Below are 18,023 nucleotides of genomic sequence, written 5' to 3'. Positions count from 1 at the left end.
GACGCGTGGCGTGTCAGGTCAGGCAGGCGGCATTGATGATGCCGACGACGAGCGACGCGGTGCCCATCAGGCCACCCATCGCGACGTTGCGATCCTCGATCGCATGGTTCATGCCGGGAATCAGGCGGGTCAGCACCGCATAGGTGACGAGCTGCACGGCCATCGCGCCGACGGCCCACAGCACGACTTCGCCGAGCGTCGAGTTGTGCGCGATGCTGGACGCGAGCGTCAGGCAGAAGCCGACCAGCGCGCCGCCGAACGACAGCGTCGCGGCCGCGTTGCCGTCGCGGATCAAGGCCAGTTCGTCGAACGGGGTGACCTTCAGGTACACTGCCGCGAACACGAAAAGCAGCACGAACGCCGACAGCAAATGAACCGCATAAAGATAGGCACTATTCATTCTTTTCCTCGGATTTTGTGCTCGGTTCGCCGCCCCGTCGCAGGCTGGCCCATGGCGGGCCACCCCACGAAAATCCGCGCCAGTATATCCACATTGACGAGCACTGCACAACGGACGCGCCATGCTGCATAAGCGCGCGCTCGTCCTGTCGATCCTCGTGCTCGCGTCGTGCGGGCTCGGCTACGAACTGATCAGCAGCGCGCTGTCGAGCTACCTGCTCGGCGATTCGATCCTGCAGTTCTCGTCGGTGATCGGCAGCTACCTGTTCGCGATGGGGATCGGCTCGTGGCTCGCGAAGTTCGTCGAGGACGACGACGTGCTCGACCGCTTCGTCGACATCGAGCTGCTCGTCGGCCTGCTCGGCGGCGTGTCGGCAGCGCTGCTGTTCGCGGTGTTCGCGTGGCTGGCTGCGCCCTTCCGCGCGGCGCTCTACGCGCTCGTGCTCGCGCTCGGCCTGCTGATCGGGATGGAGATTCCGCTCGTGATGCGCGCGTTCCAGCAGCGCCGCCAGGCGTTCCGCCATACCGTCAGCGAAGTGCTGACCTTCGACTATCTCGGCTCGCTCGCCGTGTCGCTGATCTTCCCGCTCGTGCTCGCGCCGCGTCTCGGCCTGTTGCGCACGAGCTTCCTGTTCGGGCTGCTGAACGCGTTCGTCGCACTGTGGACCACGCACCTGTTCCGCGCCGAGATCCGCAACGTGCGCGGCAAGCTGATGCGCGCGTCGCTCGTGATCGGGCTGCTCGTCGCCGGCTTCGCGCTGTCGGACCGCATCACGCACTGGGCCGAGCACGGCGTGTACGGCGACGAGACCATCTATTCGGAAACGACGCCGTACCAGCGCATCGTGCTCACGCAGTGGCACGACGACATGCGGCTGTACCTGAACGGCAACCTGCAGTTCTCGTCGCGCGACGAGCATCGCTATCACGAGGCGCTGATCCATCCGACGATCGAGGCGCTGCCGTGGGCGAAGCGTGTGCTCGTGCTCGGCGGCGGCGACGGCCTCGCGGTGCGCGAACTGCTCAAGCACCGCAATCTCGAACGGATCACGCTCGTCGATCTCGACCCCGCGATGACGAAGCTGTTCTCGACTTCGGCGCCGCTCGTGAAGCTGAACCAGGGTTCGCTGAAGGACTCGCGCGTGCAGGTGATCAACGACGATGCGGTGCGCTGGCTCGAATCGAACGCCGACGTGTACGACGCGATCGTCGTCGACTTCCCCGATCCGACCAACTTCGGGCTCGGCCGGCTGTATTCGGTGCCGGTGTTCCGGCTGCTCGCGCGCCACCTGTCCGAGAACGGCTATGCGGTGATCCAGTCGACGTCGCCGTACTTCGCGCCGCACGCGTACTGGACGATCATCGCGACGCTGCACGAAGCCGGCCTCAACACCTGGCCGTACCACTGCTACGTGCCGTCGTTCGGCGACTGGGGCTTCGTGATCGCCGGCAAGCGCCGCGACTTCACCGTGCCGACACGCTATTCGGTGCCGACGCGCTGGCTCGACGCGCAGACGGCCGCCGAGATGTTCCACTTCCCGGCCGACATGCCGGCGCTGCCGATGTCGCCGAACGAACTCAACGACCAGCCGCTCGTGCGCCGCTTCGACGACGACTGGAAGCACGTGCTGCGCTGATGGATCGCCGCACGTTCCTCGTCGCGTCCGCGGCGGCGTCGCTCGCCGCGTGCGGCCGCACCGGCTGGATCGAGACGACGCCGCGCGTCGGCTACCCCGGCATGCGCGAAGGCCATGCGCTGCGCGACCACGCGGCGCTGCCGCCGCCGTCCGGCACGATCGAGACCGAGGTCGCGGTCCTCGGCGCGGGCGCGGCCGGGTTGTCGTGCGCGTGGCAGCTCGCGCGCGCGGGGCACACACGCTTCGTCGTGCTCGCCGGCCCTGAATTCGGCGGCAATGCGGCCGGCGGCCGCTTCGGCGAACTCGGCTATCCGAAGGGCGCGCACTACCTGCCGCTGCCGTCGCTCGAATCCGCACATCTGCGCGACATGCTCGCCGATCTCGGCGTGATCGAAGCGGCGCCGTTCTCCGCGCAACCCGCGTACGACGAACGCGCGCTCGTGCACGCACCCGACGAACGGCTGTTCATCGGAGGCCAGTGGCAGGACGGCATCGTGCCGACGGCCGGCCTCGACGCCGACGCGCTCGCGCAGCAAACGCGCTTCTTCGCCTACACCGACAGCCTGCGCTCCGCGCGCGGCGCGGACGGCCGCAAGGTGTTCTGCATCCCGCTCGCGGAATCGTCGCGCGACCCGCGCTGGCGCGCGCTCGACCGGCGCTCGTTCAGGCAGTGGCTGCTCGACGAGGGCTACACCGCGACCGCGCTGCACTGGTACCTGAACTACTGCTGCCGCGACGACTACGGTGCGGGTTACGAGCACGTGTCCGCGTGGGCCGGCCTGCACTATTTCTCGTCGCGCGGCGGCCACGCGAGCGATGCGAGCGACGGCGCCGTGCTGACCTGGCCCGACGGGCTGCATACGATGGTGACGAAGCTGAGCGACTCGATCACCGCGCGCACCGGCTCGAACGCGTGGTCGCGGCGCGGCTTCGCCGTTCGCGCGACCGAGCGCGCGGGCGGCGTCGACGTGCTGTGTGCGCGCATCGCCGACGACGGCACGCTGTCGACGTTCACGCTGAAGGCGCGGCGCGTCGTCAGCGCCATGCCGCTGTTCGTCGCGGCTCGCGTGTTTCCGCAGTTGCGCGCGTACGGCTTCGATCCTGCGCGCGACCTGCCGCCGCGCGCGCCGTGGCTCGTGTCCAATTTCCTGCTCGACGGGATGCCGGCCGAGGCAGCCGGCGTGCCGCTCGCGTGGGACAACGTCGTCTACGACGGCGCGGGGCTCGGCTATGTCGTGTCGACGCACCAGCTGATCCGGATGTCGCCGCCGACCCGCTCCGTGTTCTCCGCCTATCAGGCGTTGAGTACGCAAACGCCGGACGACACGCGCCGCTGGCTTGCCCAGGCAAAGCCCGATGCGTTGCGCGAACAGGCGGCGATCGACCTGCAGGCCGTCTACGGACGCGAACTGTGGAAGCACGCGACCGCGCTCGAGATCACCGTGCGCGGCCACGCGATGGCGACACCCGATGTCGGCTTCCTGAGCCGGCCGGGGCTGCTCGCGCTGCGCGAGGCCGATGGCCCCGTCGTGTTCGCGCATGCGGACCTGTCAGGGCTGTCGCTGTTCGAGGAAGCATCGTACTGGGGCATGCTGGCGGCCCGACGCGTGCTCGCCTGAGCGCCGGTTTCCGCCGCGCGCGACGCCGCGCATTCCGTCATTGCGGCGCCGCCGGCAACCGCTATAATCGCGCGACATTCCGACTGCATTGAGCAGGCCGACGGTGCGCGTCATACGACGCGCCGCATGCCCTCCTCGACAACAACAATGACAAACCGAACCCTTCGACGCCTTCGTCCGTTCGTGCGCGCCGCCGCGCGCCTGCTCGCATGCGTCCCGCTGCTCGGCGCGCCGCTCGCGCTGCATGCGGCCGATGCAGCAGGTCCGGACGCACAGCCGGCCTCCGGCCGCTACGTCGTCGTCGACACCGGCCATACGCCGGCCCACCCGGGTGCCACCGGCGCAAGCGGCCGCGTCGAATACCGGTACAACCTCGACCTGTCCACCGCCGTCGCGCAGACGCTCGCCGCGCACGGCGATCGCGTGCTGCGCACGTCGGCCGACGGCCGCGAGATCGCGCTCGACCAGCGCTCGACGCAGGCGCCGGACGCAAATCTGTTCGTGTCGATCCATCACGATTCGATGCAGCAGCAGTTCATCGACGCGGGCCGGCAGCGCGAATTCCGCGGTTTCGCCGTGTTCGTGTCCGAGCGCAATCCGCACTACGCGGAAAGCCTGCGTTGCGCGAAGGCGATCGCCGAGCGCCTGGTCGCGGCCGGCGAACGGCCGTCGCTGTATCACGCGCAGCCGATCAAGGGCGAGAACCGCCCGCTGATCGATCCGCAACTCGGCATCCACCGCTTCGACGATCTCGTCGTGCTGCGTACCGCGCCGATCCCGGCCGTACTGGTCGAGGCGGGCGTGATCGTCAATCCCGACGAGGAAAAGCGACTCGCGCAGCGAGAGACGATCCAGCGCCTCGCCACCGCGATCGCGGGCGGGATCGACGCGTGTTCGGCGGCCAGGTAAAGGCGCCGCCAGTTGGTTTCAACGGTTTTCACCCAGTGAGGAGCACCACAATGATGATGAAGAATCTGCTCGTATCCTGCGCGCTGCTCGCGCTTGCCGTGCCGTTCGCCGCGCAGGCGGCCGGCTGCGGCAAACCGCGCAGTGCGTTCGACCAGGTGTACTGCAGCAGCAACGAGTTCTCGCAGGTCGACCGCGAACTGAACGACGAGTACGGCCGCGTGCGCAAGCAACTGAGCGGCGACCAGCAGGCGAAGCTGAAGACCGGCCAGCTCGCGTGGATGAAGCGGCGCGACGACCGCTGCAGCGAAACGCGCGACGACGGCTATCTCGTGAACCTGCAATGCGCGATCGACTTCACGCAATCACGCCTGTCGTTCCTGCGCGAACGCGAGCGCGAATGCTCGAGCACGGGGTGCGTGACGGCGAAGCTCGGCGAGTAAGGACGGTGCAGGTGCGGCGCGACACCGCACCTGCATGCACGCCCGATTCACGGCGTTGAACGGGGCCGCTGCATCGTTGTATCCGGCAACCGTTCAAACCACGCACGCATGCCATCGAACACGACCACGATCGCCATCCGCGCAGCCACGCCGGCCGATGCCGCAGCCATCGCCGCCATTCACGTCGCATCGTGGCGGGCAACCTACGACGGCATCATGCCGGCGTCGTTCCTTGCGGCTTTGTCGGTCGAACAACATACCGCCTTCTGGCACCGCGCGCTCGCCGCAGGCGAAGCGCGCGTCACGGTCGCAATCGACGCGGACGGCGTGACGGGCTAGGTCGCGTACGGCACGACGCGCGACGCCGACAAGGATCGCGCGTGGGGTGAAATCCACGCGATCTATCTGCATCCGCTGCATTGCGGCAAAGGAATCGGCACGGCGCTGGTCCAGCATGCTTGCCGGTCGCTGCACGACGGGGGGCATGCATGGGTGTCGCTCTGGGCAATCGTCGAGAACCGCCGCGCGCGCGCGTTCTACGAACGTGAAGGCTTCGTCGCCGAAAGCGACATCAAGACGTTCGACATCGACGGGACGTCGATCGACGAAGTGCGCTACTGGCGCGCACTTCCATAGTCCGCGCCGGTCGGCGCAGCACGTCAAAGAAACCATCGATACTCGCGCGCCCCGATCTCGTTGCGAAAATCCAGCTCCTCCTGCCGCTTGTTCTCGCAATACACCATCACGAATTCACTGCCGAGCCCGTCGCGCACGGCCGCGTGATCCTGCATCGCTGCGACGGCCGACAGCATCTCCTTCGGGAAATCGATCCCGCTGCCGCGATCGTCGTTGAGCGGCGCGATCGGCTCGATCCGTGCGTCGAGCCCATGCTCCATCCCGGACAGGATCGCCGCGAGCACCAGGTACGGATTCGCGTCCGCGCTCGCGAGCCGATGCTCGATGCGCAGATTGCGCGCATCCGATTCCGGAATCCGGATGCACGCGTCGCGATCCTCGAAGCCCCAGCTTGCGCGGCTCGCCGCATTCACCATCGAGCCGTAGCGGCGGAACGCATTGTGGTTCGGCGCGAATACCGGCATGCAGTGCGGCAGCAGCGCGAGGCAGCCGGCCACCGCATGCCGCAGCGGCCGCTGCGCGTCCGCGGCGAGCAGGTTGCGGCCCACGTCGTCATACAGGCTCACGTGCACGTGCATCCCGCTGCCCGGCGCATGCAGGTACGGCTTGCCCATGAAGCTCGCACGGTAGCCGTGCTGCAGCGCGACGCCGCGCGTGCTGCGGCAGAACAGCGCCGACCAGTCGGCCGCGCGCAGCGCGTCGTCGGTATGGCCGAAGTTGATCTCGAACTGGCCGGGGCCGAGCTCGGCCGTGATCACCGTCGCGTCGACGCCCTGCTCGCGCGCGGCCTCGACCATCTCGTGCAGCACATCGGAAAACCGCGACAGGCGTTCGATGTGCATGTTCGGCTGGTCGTCGCGGTCGTCGCTCAAGCGGTCGCGCGGATACTGCGGCAGCCCGTCCGCGAGTTGCGCGGCGAACAGGTAGAACTCGAGCTCGAACGCGACGACCGGCCGGATGCCGCGCGCCGCGAACCGCCGCAGCACGCGCGCCAGCACCTCGCGCGGCTCGAACTCGATCGGCGCGTCCGTGCCGTCGGAGCTGATCAGCATCTGCGCGAGCGGCTGCCGCTCCCAGCGCACCGGCTTCAGCGTGCCGGGAATCAGGCGGCGCGGCGCGTCGGGGTCGCCGTCGTTGAAGCAGTAATCGCCGATCTTGTAGAGGCCGCCCTGCGTGCCGAGCAGCACGCAGTTCTGCGGCAGCTTCAGCAACGAGCCCGACGCGACCTTCTCGAGCGCATCGATCGGATAACGCTTGCCGTAGAAATGGCCCGGCAGGTCGAGACAGATCAGGTCGACATAACGGGTCTCGGGATGCGCCTGCCGGAATGCGCGGACTTCATCGACCAGCACGGGAACGACGTCAGCCATGTCTCATCCTTTCCATGTCTTGTATGACGGTGCCGCAGCGCGGCGAACCGGACTCATCGGCATGCGGCACGCCACATGCCCGATATCGATCAGTACTGCAAACCAGCAGCACGGCGCGACGATCCGTGGGACCGCCCGCCGGCGAACTCAGGTGAACACCCAGATCACGCGTGTCGGCGCGTCGCCCAGGTTCGCGTAACGAAACCGCTTGTGCGCGGGAAGCTGGAATGCGTCGTTCGGGCCGAGCGTGACAGGCGTGTCGTCGCCGTCGATCCAGATCGTCAGCTCGCCTTCGAGCACGAAGCCGCCCTGCTCGTCGCTGTCGTCGACGGAGCGCTCGCCGCTGCTCGCGCCGGGCGCGAGATGGCTCTCGAGGATCGAGAAGCGCGAGCGCATGTTCGGCGACACGAGGATGTCCGTGATGCCGGCCGCGTAATAGACGGTGCGCCGCTCGTCGGGCCGCGTGACCCACGGCACGCTGCGCGGCTTGCTCAGGCTGTAGAAATACGTGGTCGGCACGCCGAGCGCCTCGCCGATCGCGGTGAGATCCGCGACCGTCGGGCGCGACAGCCCGCGTTCGACCTGCGACAGAAAGCCGACCGAGCGGCCGATCCGTTCCGCGAGATCGTTGAGCGTGACCTTGCGATGCTTGCGCAGGTCGCGGATCAGGATCGCCAGACTTTCTATCTCTTCCTGTTCGTTCATGATGAGTTCCGGTACGTCAGACGGTATCGCGCAAACGGTACCAGGCCTTGCCGATCGCTTCCAGCGGCGCGGCGAGGCGGTCGCCGCCGGGAAAGCGCGGGTTGCGGATGCGCTGGTACTGCGCGAGCAGGCGATCGTCGCCGAGCACGGCATCGGCGACCGCGCGCGCACCCGCGAGCGTCGGCAGCACGCCGTGCCCCGAGAAGCCCTGCAGCCAGAAACGCTGGCCGCGACGGCCGATGTCGGGCGTGCGGCGCATGCTGATGTCGATGTGACCGCCCCATACGTAGCCGAGCGGCACGCCGGCCAGTTGCGGGAACACGCGTTCGAGATGCGGGCGCGTCGCGGCCGCGATGTCGGCCGGAATCCCGCCGAGATACGTGCAGCCGCCGCCGAACAGCAGGCGGTTGTCGGGGCTCAGGCGGAAGTAGTCGGGCACGAACTGGTTGTCGATCACACAGCTGTTCCGCGGCAGCAGCGAGCGGGCGACGTCCGCCGAAAGCGGCGCGGTCGCGACCTGGTAGGTGCCGACCGGCAGCAACCGGCGCGACAGCTCGGGATCGAGCCGGTCGACGTACGCGTTGCACGCGAGCACCAGCACGTCCGCGCGCACTTCGCCGTGCGCGGTGCGTGCGACGTGACCGCCGGCCGTCTCGCGACAGTCGAGCACGCGGCTTTGCTCGAAGATGCGGCCGCCGGCCCGTTCGATCGTCTGCGCGAGACCGAGCGCGAGCTTCAGCGGATTGAGATGGCCGGCCTCGGGATCGTAGAGCGCGGCGAGATAGCGCGCGCTGCCGATCCATTCGGGCATCTCGTCCTGCCCGATCACGCGCAGCCGGTCGTAGCCCCAGCGCTGCGCGGCTTCGTCGCGGGCCTGTGCGAGCAGCGCAACGCGACGCGGCCGCACCGCGGCCCACAGGCTGCCGGGCCGATAGTCGATGTCGAAGCCGTGCCGCGCAGGCAGTTCGCGCACTTCGGCCGCGGCCCAGCGCATGCTGTCCCACAGCATGCGCGCGCCGTCGCGGCCGAGCGAATCCTCGAGCGGCTGCATGTCGCACGACCAGCCGAGCAGCGCCTGTCCGCCGTTGCGGCCCGATGCGGCCCACGCGACGCGGCTCGCTTCGAGCACCACCACGCGCTTGCCCGCGAGCGCCAGGCGCAACGCCGTGTGCAGCCCGCTGAAGCCCGCGCCGACGACCAGCACGTCGGCGTCGATGCGTTCGTCCAGTTCGGGACGCTGCGGGATCGGCGCCGGGTAGGTGCCGGCGTAGTAGCTTGCGACGTGACGGTCGGACTGCACGAACATGCGGGCTCCCGTGAAATTTCAGTCGGCTAATTTCATGAAAAATTATCATGTCAATTTCACGGAGGCAAGCGGGAGGATGGGCGATTTGCGCCTGAAGGCCGGTCAACCGCGACCTGGACATGCGAATTGACGCGCGTGAAGTAGTCCGGCTGGTCGGTTTGGGATGTGGCAGCAGAGGAATTTCGATTGGTCATTTTGTAATGGCAGTTCCGAATGCCGAACGGGTTCCGTGCGCCAGTCATGCCGCCGTCGCGTCGCGCTGTTTGCGCGGCCCCCACTGGTCCTTGCCAATACGAGCTTGCCTTTTTAGTATGCCGAATGCGTGCGCCGGGCCCGGCGCACCCAAAATGCAGCGAGGCGACCGATGCACCGGCGGACGGCAGCCCCCTACCTGATTGTGGCGATCGGTGTCGTGATCGCCTGCGCGCTGATGGGCCTGTGCGTGCTGCAGTTGTTCCAGAGCCGCCACGACGCACTCGACCGCGCCAGCGAAACCTCGCGCAATCTCGGCCTCATTGCCGAGCGCGATATCGAGCGCAACTTCGAACTGTACGACCTGTCCCTGCAGGCGGTGATCCATGGCCTGCAGCGGCCCGACGTGATGGCGGCGGCACCCGCGGTGCGACGCGGCGTGCTGTTCGACCACGCAATGAGTGCCAACTTCATCGGTTCGATGCTGGTGCTCGATGCCGAGGGCAACATCATCCTGGATTCGGCCAACGACGTGCCGCGCAAGGGAAATTTCGCCGATCGCAAGTACTTCACCGTCCATCGCGACAACCCGAATGTTGGTCTTTACGTCAGCGATCCGTTCGCGTCGCGTCTGCGTGCCGGCATGCTCATCCTTGTGCTGTCGCGGCGTATATCGAACCCGGACGGGTCGTTCGCCGGCATTGCGCTGATTGCGGTCAACCTCGAGTACTTCCACCGGCTGTTTGCAGGCCTGTCGCTGGGGCAACACGGTTCGATGTCGCTGATCGGCAAGGACGGCATTATGGTGATGCGCCAGCCGTATAACGTCAGCATCGTCGGCCGCGACATCAGCAAAGCCGCGACGTTTCGACGATTTCGGAGCGCGCCCGAAGGCGTGTTCTCGGAAACAGCGTCGATTGACGGCGTACGCCGGCTCTACTACTTCAAGAACCTGCCGACTCTGCCTCTGATCATCATGGTCGCGGAGGCCGAGCAGGATATCTATGCCGCGTGGCGGCACCGCGCCGTGACGATCGGCGCGCTGGTGGCAACCTTCGGCGCCTCTTTCATCGCTCTGTCGATCATGCTCGGCGGACAACTGCGCCGCCGCATGCGCGCCGAGTCGGAACTGGTGCTGCTCGCCCGCACGGACGGGCTGACCGGCCTGAGCAATCGTCGCAGTTTCGGTGAGGTACTCGAACGGGAATGGCGCCGCGCACAACGCGCGCGCTCGGTGTTCTCGCTGCTGTTCGTTGACGTCGACCGCTTCAAGGCCTACAACGACACCTACGGGCACCAGGCCGGCGACGATGCGCTGGCGGCCGTCGCGCGCTGCATTGGCGAGAACATCCGCCGGCCGGGCGATACCGCGGCCCGCTACGGTGGAGAGGAATTCGTGGTGTTGCTCCCCGATACGCCGCCCGAAGGTGGCATGGCGATTGCCGAACGGATTCGCGCGTCAATTGACGATCTGGCGCTGGAGCACGTCGGCAGCGAATACGGGCGCCTCACGACCAGCATTGGTTTGGCAAGCTGGAAGGCCGGCCAGGAAGGCGATCCCGGTACGGTCATCAAGGCGGCCGACGAGGCGCTGTACTACGCGAAGACGACCGGCCGGAACAAGGTGTCGACCTTTCCGTTCGAGGTGTGAACGACGTGCAGGCCGGGCGCTGACAATCCAGCGTCGCAGGCTGCAATGGCTGCCACGGCGATCGCAAGCGCCCGATCAACGCCGTAGCGCGCCATTCACCCAAGCGCGCCGTCCGGTTGCAAACCGCAACCGGACGGTCGGCAGGTCGATCAACCTCAATTGCTGAAGATCAGACCGCGAGCGGCGCCATTGACGTAAATCCGGCCATATGTGTTCCAGTCGCCAGCCATCACGCCGGAGTCGCCGAACTGGTGCGTGTCATCGTTGAAGCGCGCCCACGTTGCACCACCGTCGTCGGAATGGTAAATGCCCCAGACGCCGTTCAACGTGCCTTCCACGTAGACCGCGGCCGAGTACGGCGAACCGGTCTTTGCTTTGCCCAAGGCGATCACGGTAGCGCCCGGTGCGTCGTTGGTCGACGCAAAGACGCTGAGCTTCGTCCAGGTCGCCCCCGAGTCCACCGAGTGGTACACGGCCGTGCCGTCGGCCAGCCAGAGGTCGCCCTCGACGTTCGGATTGACCGCCATCGACGTATCCCGCCACGCATTCCAGGCCAGGTTCGCGTTCACCGAGCCCTGGCTCAGCGTGAACGTGTGGCCGCCGTCGTTCGAGACGTAGATCTTGCCGCGCTGCCAGCTCCACGATGCGCCGCCGGAGTCGTAGGCATAGACCTTGTTCGGGTTCTTGCGGTCTGCGGCCAGGCGGTAGGCACGCGGGAAGCCGTTCCAGGTGGCACTGAACGCCGGCAGGTTGGTCGCCGTCCAGCTGGCGCCATTGTTTGTCGTGTACGACGGCACCGAGTCCGGCGGTGCCCAGGTCACCTTGTTGCGGGACGGGACGACCAGATTGCCCACGTTGCTCTGGCTTGCCGCGGCGCCGTTGGGCAGCGACGCGAACGTCGCCCAGCTATTGCCGCTGTCTCCCGACCAGAAGCCCTTGGTGGCATGGCCGTTGGCGTTGTCGACGCCCGCGGCGGCGATGTACGTCGGATCGGACCACGACATATCGGCCGAATTGCCGCTGCTCCACGTGTTCAAGGGGCCTTTCGTCGGCCTCGTCGAGAGGTTCGTATTGACCCACGTGCCGATGTCGCCGGCGCTGTTGATGAAGTTGTACGACGCACCGGGCGGCGCCGTGACGAGCGCCAGCGTCACGGTTTCCTCGAGGTTGTCGACCTTCGCGCTCCAGGTTGGCGTGGGCGACGAGGCGTTCATGGTTTCACAGATGCCGCCGCCGTGGACGTGCATGATGTGGTCGCGGTTGGCCGGGTCGATGGTGACGCCCTCGACCCAGCCGGCGCAGCCACCCGCGGCAATGCCGGTATGCGGCATGCCGGCCTCGATTTCGCGCCACGTACTGCCGCCGTCGTCGGATAGCTGGATGGTCTTGCTGGTGTCGCTCCAGCCAGTCATGCCCAGTGCGATGCGCGCGGACGAGCCCAGACCGGAGACGGACAGGCCGCCAAAGCCGTTGCTGCTGGAGCTGTTGAGCAGCGTCCAGTTGCTGTTGTTGCTGCCGCCGAACTTGTAGAGATAGCTCGGTCCGCCGATGCCCTGGCCGACGCCCGCGTTGAACACCACGTAAAAGGCGCCGTCGGACGTACGCACGACGTGCGGGATGTAGTAGCCGGACACCGCCGGCGGGACGGGCACCGGCGTCCACGAAAAGCCGCCGTTGGTGGACTTGTACAGGGTCGACGTCAGGCCCGCCGCGTTGGCGTAGTCCGGGGCGACGGTGGCCCACATGATCCAGGTCGGCTGGCCGCTTCCTTTGCCCGAGGAATCGAAGATGACCTGCTCGACGCCCAGCGGGGAGCCGCCGCCGCTGATCGTGGTAGAGGACAGCCCCGCGACCTGCGCCCAGGTGCGGCCCGAATCGGCACTCTTCCACAAGCCGGCCGTGCGCGATCCGTAGAACAGCGTCGAGGGATTATTGGGGTCCACCTGCAGGCGCTCGCCGGTGGCACGGCCGTTGTCGTTGCCGCCTACCGGGAACGGCAGGTCGTAGTGCGTCCAGGTGTTGCCACGATCGCTGGAGATGTAGATGCGACCGTTGTGACCCTGCGTCACGGTAATGCCGGTCATCATGTAGACGAGCTGGTCGTTGTTCGGGTCGAGCGCGAGGCTTTCGACGCCGTGGAAATCGCCCTCGCCTGCGCCGAAACCGACGCCGTCGGTGATGGGCATCCACGTCGAGTTGGTCGCGTTCCAGCGGTACGCGCCACCAACGTCGGTGCGTGCGTACAGCAGGCTCGCGTTGGCTGGATGGTAGACCAGGCCGGTGACGTAGCCACCGCCGCCCCACTTGACGCTGGTCCAGCTGGCCGCCGGAAGGTTGCCACCGGAGGTGATGCCGCTGCCGGCTCCGCCGATCTGGCCACGACTGGCGGCTACATTGGCACCCGCATTGGTCACGCCTGTCGCGCTATCGGATCCGTCACCACAGCCCCATAGCGTACACGCCATCGCCGCAGCGGCAATCCATCGTCGAGAAAACATAGTCATCCGAAAAGTCCTTAAAGGAAAAGGTCCATCGCCGGACCCGCCATCGGGCCCTGCGCAATCAATTCGCCATGAGCGATGCGATCTGCGCAGCGCCGAGCGCACCGCGATAGATGCGGAAATCGTCGATCAGGCCGTTGAACGTGGCGTCGTTGTACTGCGATTTTCCCAGCCAGTTCTGCGTGGTACTGCCAAGGCGGAACGGCGCCTGGAACATCGCCGTGTTGGTACTGACGGGCGTGCCGTCCACGTACATCGTGCCGGTCGAACCCGATAGCGTGACGGCCACATGCACCCATCGCTTGCTCGGCAGCTCGGTGGGGGCATCGATGATCTGTTCCGGAGGTCCGTCACCGGGGCCGTTGGCCGTCATGGCGAAACGCATGCCGGCCCAGCCGTTGCGCGACTGTCCGCGCGGCGTGAACATCATGTAGCGGTGGAAGCCCGTGCCGAAGTCGAACAGGCGTGCCCACGTTTGCGAGCCGTTCCAGAACACCCAGCTGGCGATGGTGAAGTCCGACACATCGGCCAGCAGATCGTCGGGCAAGGCCACATACGCGCCCGAGCCGTTGAGCGAGACCGCGTTGCCGCTGCGCCCCGCTGCCCACGTTGCGCCGTTGAGCGTGCCATTGCGCCCGTTGCCCGAGCTATCGGCAGCCGTGATGCCGCTGCCTTCATCAAACGCGAAGTGCGCGAGCAGCTGCTGCGCCGTGATCACTTTCACTTCGTTGGAGAGCGCCGATTCGCCCGCAATCGTTTGCGCGGTCACGACATAAAAATACGTTCCGGCACCGGCTGGCGTATCGGTATAGGTCAGCAGATCGGTGATGCCGCTCCGGATGGTGCTGTACGGTCCGCCGGCAATGGTGGCGCGCTTGACGTTGTAGCTGGTGGCGTTGCTGCTGCCCCACCACGACAGCACCACCTTGCCCGCGCTGGCGTAGCCGGTCAGGCCGGTCGGCGTTGCGGCAGGGGTGCCGGGGTCGAGCGTGCAGGTGAGCGTGCCGTAGCCAAGCTGGTCGAAGCCGCCACTGTTCGGGCCATAGTTGCCGCCGCCGCCTTCCGGTGCCACAAGCTCGGCAGCGCGCCTGGTGTAAGGCGCCGCCAGACCTTTGCGGTTGATGTAGTGGTTGGCCACCAGCGCCCAGCAGGGGCGCTCCAGGGCGCCGCCTTGCCCGCCGGCGGCGAACTGCGTCTGGATGACGCCGGCGCTGTTCTGGTACGTGACGAAAGGCACCGTGTAGAACGCGCCGTCTGCCTGCTTCAGGTTGGCCTTGGCCACGTATTCGGCGCCCGCCAGAAAGCGATTGTTGTCATGGCCGTACAGGTCGATGCCCTGATTCCACGCCATCTCGCAAATGGCGCCCGTCAATGCAATGCCGAGCGTGCTGTGGCCCTGGTCCCGCCCGGCTTCCTGCCATTGCCCGAGATTGCCGGGGTGCATGTAGTACACGGCTTGCCGGATACAGCCGTTACTCCCACCGGACTTGAAATGAGTGATGGCTTCGTCGACGAGTTCGGCATCGTCGCACAGCACGCCAATGGCCAGGACGCACGCGATGTTGGCCAGGCCCCAGTTGGCCCAGTAGTGCGTGTCCATCGCGGTGTCGATACGGGTCAGGAAAGCATGGCTGACCGGGTAGAAGACATTGCGCATCATTGCCTGAAACGCGGCGAGTCCGGCCGGACTCCAGCCGCTGTAGCTGCGCATGATTTCGGCCGCGTTGGCGAACTCGTAGCCGTAGATGCCGGCGGCGAGCGCCACGTCGCTGCCGCCAAGCGTCGTCAGCGTCGAGGCCCATTGGTCCAGATACTCCACGGCTTTGTCGGCATAGCGTTTGTCGTCCGACACCTTCCAGCGCAGCGCGTCGCCATAGGCGGCGGCGATGTCGTTGTAGAGGACACCGTAGTTCTGACCATGCGTGGGATCATTGCCGCGATAGATGCCGACCTGCGGGTTCGGCGTGTTCGTCAGGCGCGTGTGACCGTTGGCGACGAGCACGTTCCAGCTATCGATCCACGGGGAAGCGTGCGCGCCGACTTTAGTGCGCATGCGTTCGAAATCCGCCTCGGTATGCAGCAAGCCAGGATGCGTGAAGGTGCGGGTCTGGGCAGTGCCTGCCGACGTCGCACCTGCGTCGATACCGTCCGAAGTTGGGGCAACTCCGGACGCTTGGCCGCCGTTGTTTGCCGCTGTACGCTCACCGTCCGTAACCGCGTTACCTCCGTCACCGCCGCATCCGGCCAGCAGCGTTGCACCGAGCCCCATCACGAAATGGCGTCGTGCAATATTCTCGATGTCACCGAGTGGGACGATTTCCTCAGACAGCATCGTCGGTGCTCCCTTGTCTCGCATGTCTAGATCCGCTGTTTTTAGCTATAGTCGAACAAAAATGTACTAACCATTCCGTAATTGTCAGAAACAGGTAGCATTCTAGCCAGTGTGATAGGGATTCAATCAAGCGGAAAAAAACAAATTCAACCATGACACGCACTTGTCACATCGGTGATGCAGGGATTGAAGCGCGCGAAGCGGGTGGGCGCAGCCGTAGAACAAGGCAAAGTTGTCACCATTTGCGAAGTAACGATGTCACTTCGCCGGTCGACACTGACGTGGAATCGAAAAACTGTCGCGAAATCGCATCTCTTCGCTCTACGAAATAAAATCGTCACCGACCGTGGTGTCACGAAGACCGGTGTCAACCCCTCTGCGGTGCCGGCGTTCAAGCCCCGCGTTGTGCGAAACCCGAGTTTGAACAGGTGATCGTGCCGCGCGATTGATTGATGCAGCTTCGCCTGCAGCGTCTCGCGTGGCGGCAGCACGGTGAGATACTCGGCGGCGTAGATCCCGCTTTTGCCGAGTTCGAGCAATTCTATCCGGACGTCGAAGGCGATGCGCCAGCGGAAACGCCGACACGCAGCCGAACGCGTGACGCGACACCGGTCGGGTGCGTGACGGCGAAACGGTGCGAGAGCGTCATGCCCGACGCAACGCCCCATGTCGATCGCCCGCGCCCGCGCGCACCTGCAACGCCGCGCGCCGGCCCGCTTTGCGCCGCCGCGATCCTGCATTACCATCGGGCGTCCGCCGCGCGTACCCGCGCGCCCCGCCACTTTTCCGCTTCCGCACCAATGCTCGCCCTCATCATCGTCGCCGGCCTGTGGGCCGGCCTGCAAAACGCCCTCGCGGGCGGCGGCTCGTTCGTCACGCTGCCCGCGCTGATCGTGTCGGGAATGTCGCCGCTCGCGGCGAACATCACGTCGACGGTCGCGCTGTTTCCCGGCCAGGTCACGACGGGCTGGGCCAGCCGGAACATGGTGCGCGGCGCGGGCAAGCTGTCGTTTCGCGCGCTGTTCGCGATCAGCGTGGTCGGCGGCGCGCTCGGCGGGCTGCTGCTGCTGAAAACCCCGTCGTCGATCTTCTCGCACCTCGTGCCGTGGCTCGTGCTGTTCGCGACGGTCGTGTTCGCATGGGGCAGCTTCTTCCGCAAGACCGGGGCCGGCACGCAGCATGTCGGTCCCGTCACGGCCGCGATCTCGCAGTTCCTGATCGCGATCTACGGCGGCTACTTCGGCGGCGGCATCGGCTTCCTGATGATGGCCGCGCTGACGATGGCCGGCCTGTCGCCGCGTCACGCGATGTCGACCAAGAACGCACTCGCGGGCGTGATGAACGCGTCGGCGGTCGTGCTGTTCCTGACCTCGCCGCACCTCCACTGGCAGGCGGCGATCGCGCTCGGCGGCGGCGCGATCGTCGGCGGCCTGCTCGGCGCGTGGGCGCTGCACCGCGTGAACGAACGCGTGCTGCGGATCGCGATCGTCTGCATCGGCGCCGCGCTGACCGTGGGGCTGTTCGTCAAGCCGATCTGACGCACGCGCGCCGATCGCGCGGACGACACGCATGCCGTCGGTCGCGACGAACTCGCCATCGATGGGCAGGCGCCCCGTGCGCCGAGCGACGGCGGGCGATGCGCCCGCCTCGATGTCGCGGCGGATTCGCGGGCGCGGCGGGCGGCCTGCGCGCCGCGCTCGTCAATGCGTGCAGTGCGCGCGTTCAGCCGAACGGCCGCACGCCGATCAGCGGGCCGTGCAGGAACCAAGCGAAGACGGCCCATACGACGAGTCCGGTGACGATCGTCACGGCATCGCCCGACAGGCTGCCGGCCGGATAGCGGACGCCGTTGCGGCGATCGCGCGCGCGCCACACGACGAAATCGACCAGCGACCACACGAAGAATGCGCCGAACAGCACGACCGCGTGCAGCGTGCCGTTCGCGAGCAGGTGCGCGATCGCCCATACCATCACGCCGGCCACCATCGGATGGCCGACGAGCGTCTTGATGCGGTTGCGCGGCACGTAGGACGCGGCGATCAGCACGAACGCGATCGCGGTCAGCATGCCGGTGAGATGGCGAACGCCGACGGGCGACACCCACAGCAGCGTCCCGCCCTGGCGCGCGATCCCGTAACCCCAGATGATCAGCACGAAGCCGACGATCGACGCGATCGCATAGGGGCCCTTCCAGCGTTTCTCGCCGATCCGCTCGATGGTCGCGGATCGCCAGCCGTCCGCGACGATCCGAATCGAATGCACACCGAGGAAGATCGCTAAACCGAGAATCAGGACGAGCATCGGTTGTCTCCGTCTGGAACGATGA

General features: G+C 66.7%; 13 protein-coding genes and 2 pseudogenes. 7 read left to right on the top strand and 8 right to left on the bottom strand.

Annotated elements, in window-relative coordinates:
- Positions 1 to 13: 13 nt before the first annotated feature.
- Entirely contained in the window at positions 14 to 400 is a 387-nt protein-coding gene (locus NQV17_RS04225) for a DUF350 domain-containing protein (RefSeq protein ID WP_014898735.1), read from the bottom strand.
- Between the two features lie 121 nt (positions 401 to 521).
- Here NQV17_RS04225 and NQV17_RS04220 point away from each other — a divergent pair, with 121 nt between their 5' ends.
- The 5 genes and pseudogenes from NQV17_RS04220 to NQV17_RS04200 all read left to right on the top strand — a co-directional run bounded on the left by NQV17_RS04220 (position 522) and on the right by NQV17_RS04200 (position 5,640).
- The gene (locus tag NQV17_RS04220) at positions 522 to 2,036 is read left to right on the top strand and encodes a polyamine aminopropyltransferase (RefSeq protein WP_257769148.1); all 1,515 of its coding nucleotides are present in this window, start codon (positions 522 to 524) and stop codon (positions 2,034 to 2,036) included.
- Positions 2,036 to 3,655 carry an FAD-dependent oxidoreductase gene (locus tag NQV17_RS04215; protein WP_257769146.1) on the top strand — a complete coding sequence of 540 codons (1,620 nt, stop codon included), beginning with the start codon at positions 2,036 to 2,038 and terminating at the stop codon, positions 3,653 to 3,655. Before NQV17_RS04220 ends, NQV17_RS04215 begins: the two co-directional genes overlap by 1 nt.
- 147 nt (positions 3,656 to 3,802) lie before the next feature.
- Positions 3,803 to 4,564, top strand: a complete 762-nt coding sequence (locus NQV17_RS04210; protein ID WP_257769144.1) for an N-acetylmuramoyl-L-alanine amidase — start codon at positions 3,803 to 3,805, stop codon at positions 4,562 to 4,564.
- 50 nt (positions 4,565 to 4,614) lie between these two features.
- Positions 4,615 to 5,004 carry a lysozyme inhibitor LprI family protein gene (locus NQV17_RS04205; RefSeq protein WP_257769142.1) on the top strand — a complete coding sequence of 130 codons (390 nt, stop codon included), beginning with the start codon at positions 4,615 to 4,617 and terminating at the stop codon, positions 5,002 to 5,004.
- Between the two features lie 108 nt (positions 5,005 to 5,112).
- Positions 5,113 to 5,640 (top strand): annotated as a pseudogene (locus NQV17_RS04200) (GNAT family N-acetyltransferase).
- 23 nt (positions 5,641 to 5,663) lie between these two features.
- Here the strand turns inward: NQV17_RS04200 and NQV17_RS04195 are convergent.
- The 3 genes from NQV17_RS04195 to NQV17_RS04185 form a co-directional block, all read right to left on the bottom strand.
- Positions 5,664 to 7,010, bottom strand: a complete 1,347-nt coding sequence (locus NQV17_RS04195; RefSeq protein WP_257769140.1) for a glutamine synthetase family protein — start codon at positions 7,008 to 7,010, stop codon at positions 5,664 to 5,666.
- A 147-nt stretch (positions 7,011 to 7,157) separates the two neighbouring features.
- Complete coding sequence (locus tag NQV17_RS04190) at positions 7,158 to 7,715, bottom strand: helix-turn-helix domain-containing protein (protein WP_257769138.1); 558 nt, start codon at positions 7,713 to 7,715, stop codon at positions 7,158 to 7,160.
- A gap of 16 nt (positions 7,716 to 7,731) precedes the next feature.
- Positions 7,732 to 9,021 (bottom strand): FAD-binding oxidoreductase, encoded by a 1,290-nt coding sequence (locus tag NQV17_RS04185; protein WP_257769136.1) that lies wholly within the window; start codon positions 9,019 to 9,021, stop codon positions 7,732 to 7,734.
- Between the two features lie 364 nt (positions 9,022 to 9,385).
- Here NQV17_RS04185 and NQV17_RS04180 point away from each other — a divergent pair, with 364 nt between their 5' ends.
- Positions 9,386 to 10,864 carry a sensor domain-containing diguanylate cyclase gene (locus NQV17_RS04180; RefSeq protein WP_257769134.1) on the top strand — a complete coding sequence of 493 codons (1,479 nt, stop codon included), beginning with the start codon at positions 9,386 to 9,388 and terminating at the stop codon, positions 10,862 to 10,864.
- A gap of 155 nt (positions 10,865 to 11,019) precedes the next feature.
- Here NQV17_RS04180 and NQV17_RS04175 read toward each other — a convergent pair whose 3' ends face one another.
- The 3 genes and pseudogenes from NQV17_RS04175 to NQV17_RS04165 all read right to left on the bottom strand — a co-directional run.
- Complete coding sequence (locus tag NQV17_RS04175) at positions 11,020 to 13,278, bottom strand: dockerin (protein ID WP_257769132.1); 2,259 nt, start codon at positions 13,276 to 13,278, stop codon at positions 11,020 to 11,022.
- A gap of 148 nt (positions 13,279 to 13,426) precedes the next feature.
- Positions 13,427 to 15,697: a LamG-like jellyroll fold domain-containing protein gene (locus NQV17_RS04170; RefSeq protein ID WP_257770219.1), complete on the bottom strand. Its 2,271-nt coding sequence runs from the start codon at positions 15,695 to 15,697 to the stop codon at positions 13,427 to 13,429.
- A gap of 440 nt (positions 15,698 to 16,137) precedes the next feature.
- Positions 16,138 to 16,245 (bottom strand): annotated as a pseudogene (locus tag NQV17_RS04165) (DUF1016 domain-containing protein); the annotation flags it as partial.
- A gap of 252 nt (positions 16,246 to 16,497) precedes the next feature.
- Here NQV17_RS04165 and NQV17_RS04160 point away from each other — a divergent pair.
- On the top strand, positions 16,498 to 17,235 hold the full coding sequence (locus NQV17_RS04160) for a sulfite exporter TauE/SafE family protein (protein ID WP_124485404.1): 738 nt from the start codon (positions 16,498 to 16,500) through the stop codon (positions 17,233 to 17,235).
- A gap of 184 nt (positions 17,236 to 17,419) precedes the next feature.
- Here NQV17_RS04160 and NQV17_RS04155 read toward each other — a convergent pair whose 3' ends face one another.
- Positions 17,420 to 17,998: an NnrU family protein gene (locus tag NQV17_RS04155; RefSeq protein ID WP_257769130.1), complete on the bottom strand. Its 579-nt coding sequence runs from the start codon at positions 17,996 to 17,998 to the stop codon at positions 17,420 to 17,422.
- Between the last annotated feature and the right edge of the window lie 25 nt (positions 17,999 to 18,023).

The sequence above is a fragment of the Burkholderia sp. SCN-KJ genome, from assembly GCF_024656005.1.
GTDB lineage: Bacteria > Pseudomonadota > Gammaproteobacteria > Burkholderiales > Burkholderiaceae > Burkholderia.
This window is presented reverse-complemented; position numbering and strand designations above follow the sequence as displayed.

Bases quoted from the DNA above. Each gene is read 5' to 3' on its own strand.
- NQV17_RS04225 (WP_014898735.1), bottom strand. From the start codon at position 400: ATGAATAGTGCCTATCTTTATGCGGTTCATTTGCTGTCGGCGTTCGTG.
- NQV17_RS04220 (WP_257769148.1), top strand. From the start codon at position 522: ATGCTGCATAAGCGCGCGCTCGTCCTGTCGATCCTCGTGCTCGCGTCG.
- NQV17_RS04215 (WP_257769146.1), top strand. From the start codon at position 2,036: ATGGATCGCCGCACGTTCCTCGTCGCGTCCGCGGCGGCGTCGCTCGCC.
- NQV17_RS04210 (WP_257769144.1), top strand. From the start codon at position 3,803: ATGACAAACCGAACCCTTCGACGCCTTCGTCCGTTCGTGCGCGCCGCC.
- NQV17_RS04205 (WP_257769142.1), top strand. From the start codon at position 4,615: ATGATGATGAAGAATCTGCTCGTATCCTGCGCGCTGCTCGCGCTTGCC.
- NQV17_RS04195 (WP_257769140.1), bottom strand. From the start codon at position 7,010: ATGGCTGACGTCGTTCCCGTGCTGGTCGATGAAGTCCGCGCATTCCGG.
- NQV17_RS04190 (WP_257769138.1), bottom strand. From the start codon at position 7,715: ATGAACGAACAGGAAGAGATAGAAAGTCTGGCGATCCTGATCCGCGAC.
- NQV17_RS04185 (WP_257769136.1), bottom strand. From the start codon at position 9,021: ATGTTCGTGCAGTCCGACCGTCACGTCGCAAGCTACTACGCCGGCACC.
- NQV17_RS04180 (WP_257769134.1), top strand. From the start codon at position 9,386: ATGCACCGGCGGACGGCAGCCCCCTACCTGATTGTGGCGATCGGTGTC.
- NQV17_RS04170 (WP_257770219.1), bottom strand. From the start codon at position 15,697: ATGCTGTCTGAGGAAATCGTCCCACTCGGTGACATCGAGAATATTGCA.
- NQV17_RS04160 (WP_124485404.1), top strand. From the start codon at position 16,498: ATGCTCGCCCTCATCATCGTCGCCGGCCTGTGGGCCGGCCTGCAAAAC.
- NQV17_RS04155 (WP_257769130.1), bottom strand. From the start codon at position 17,998: ATGCTCGTCCTGATTCTCGGTTTAGCGATCTTCCTCGGTGTGCATTCG.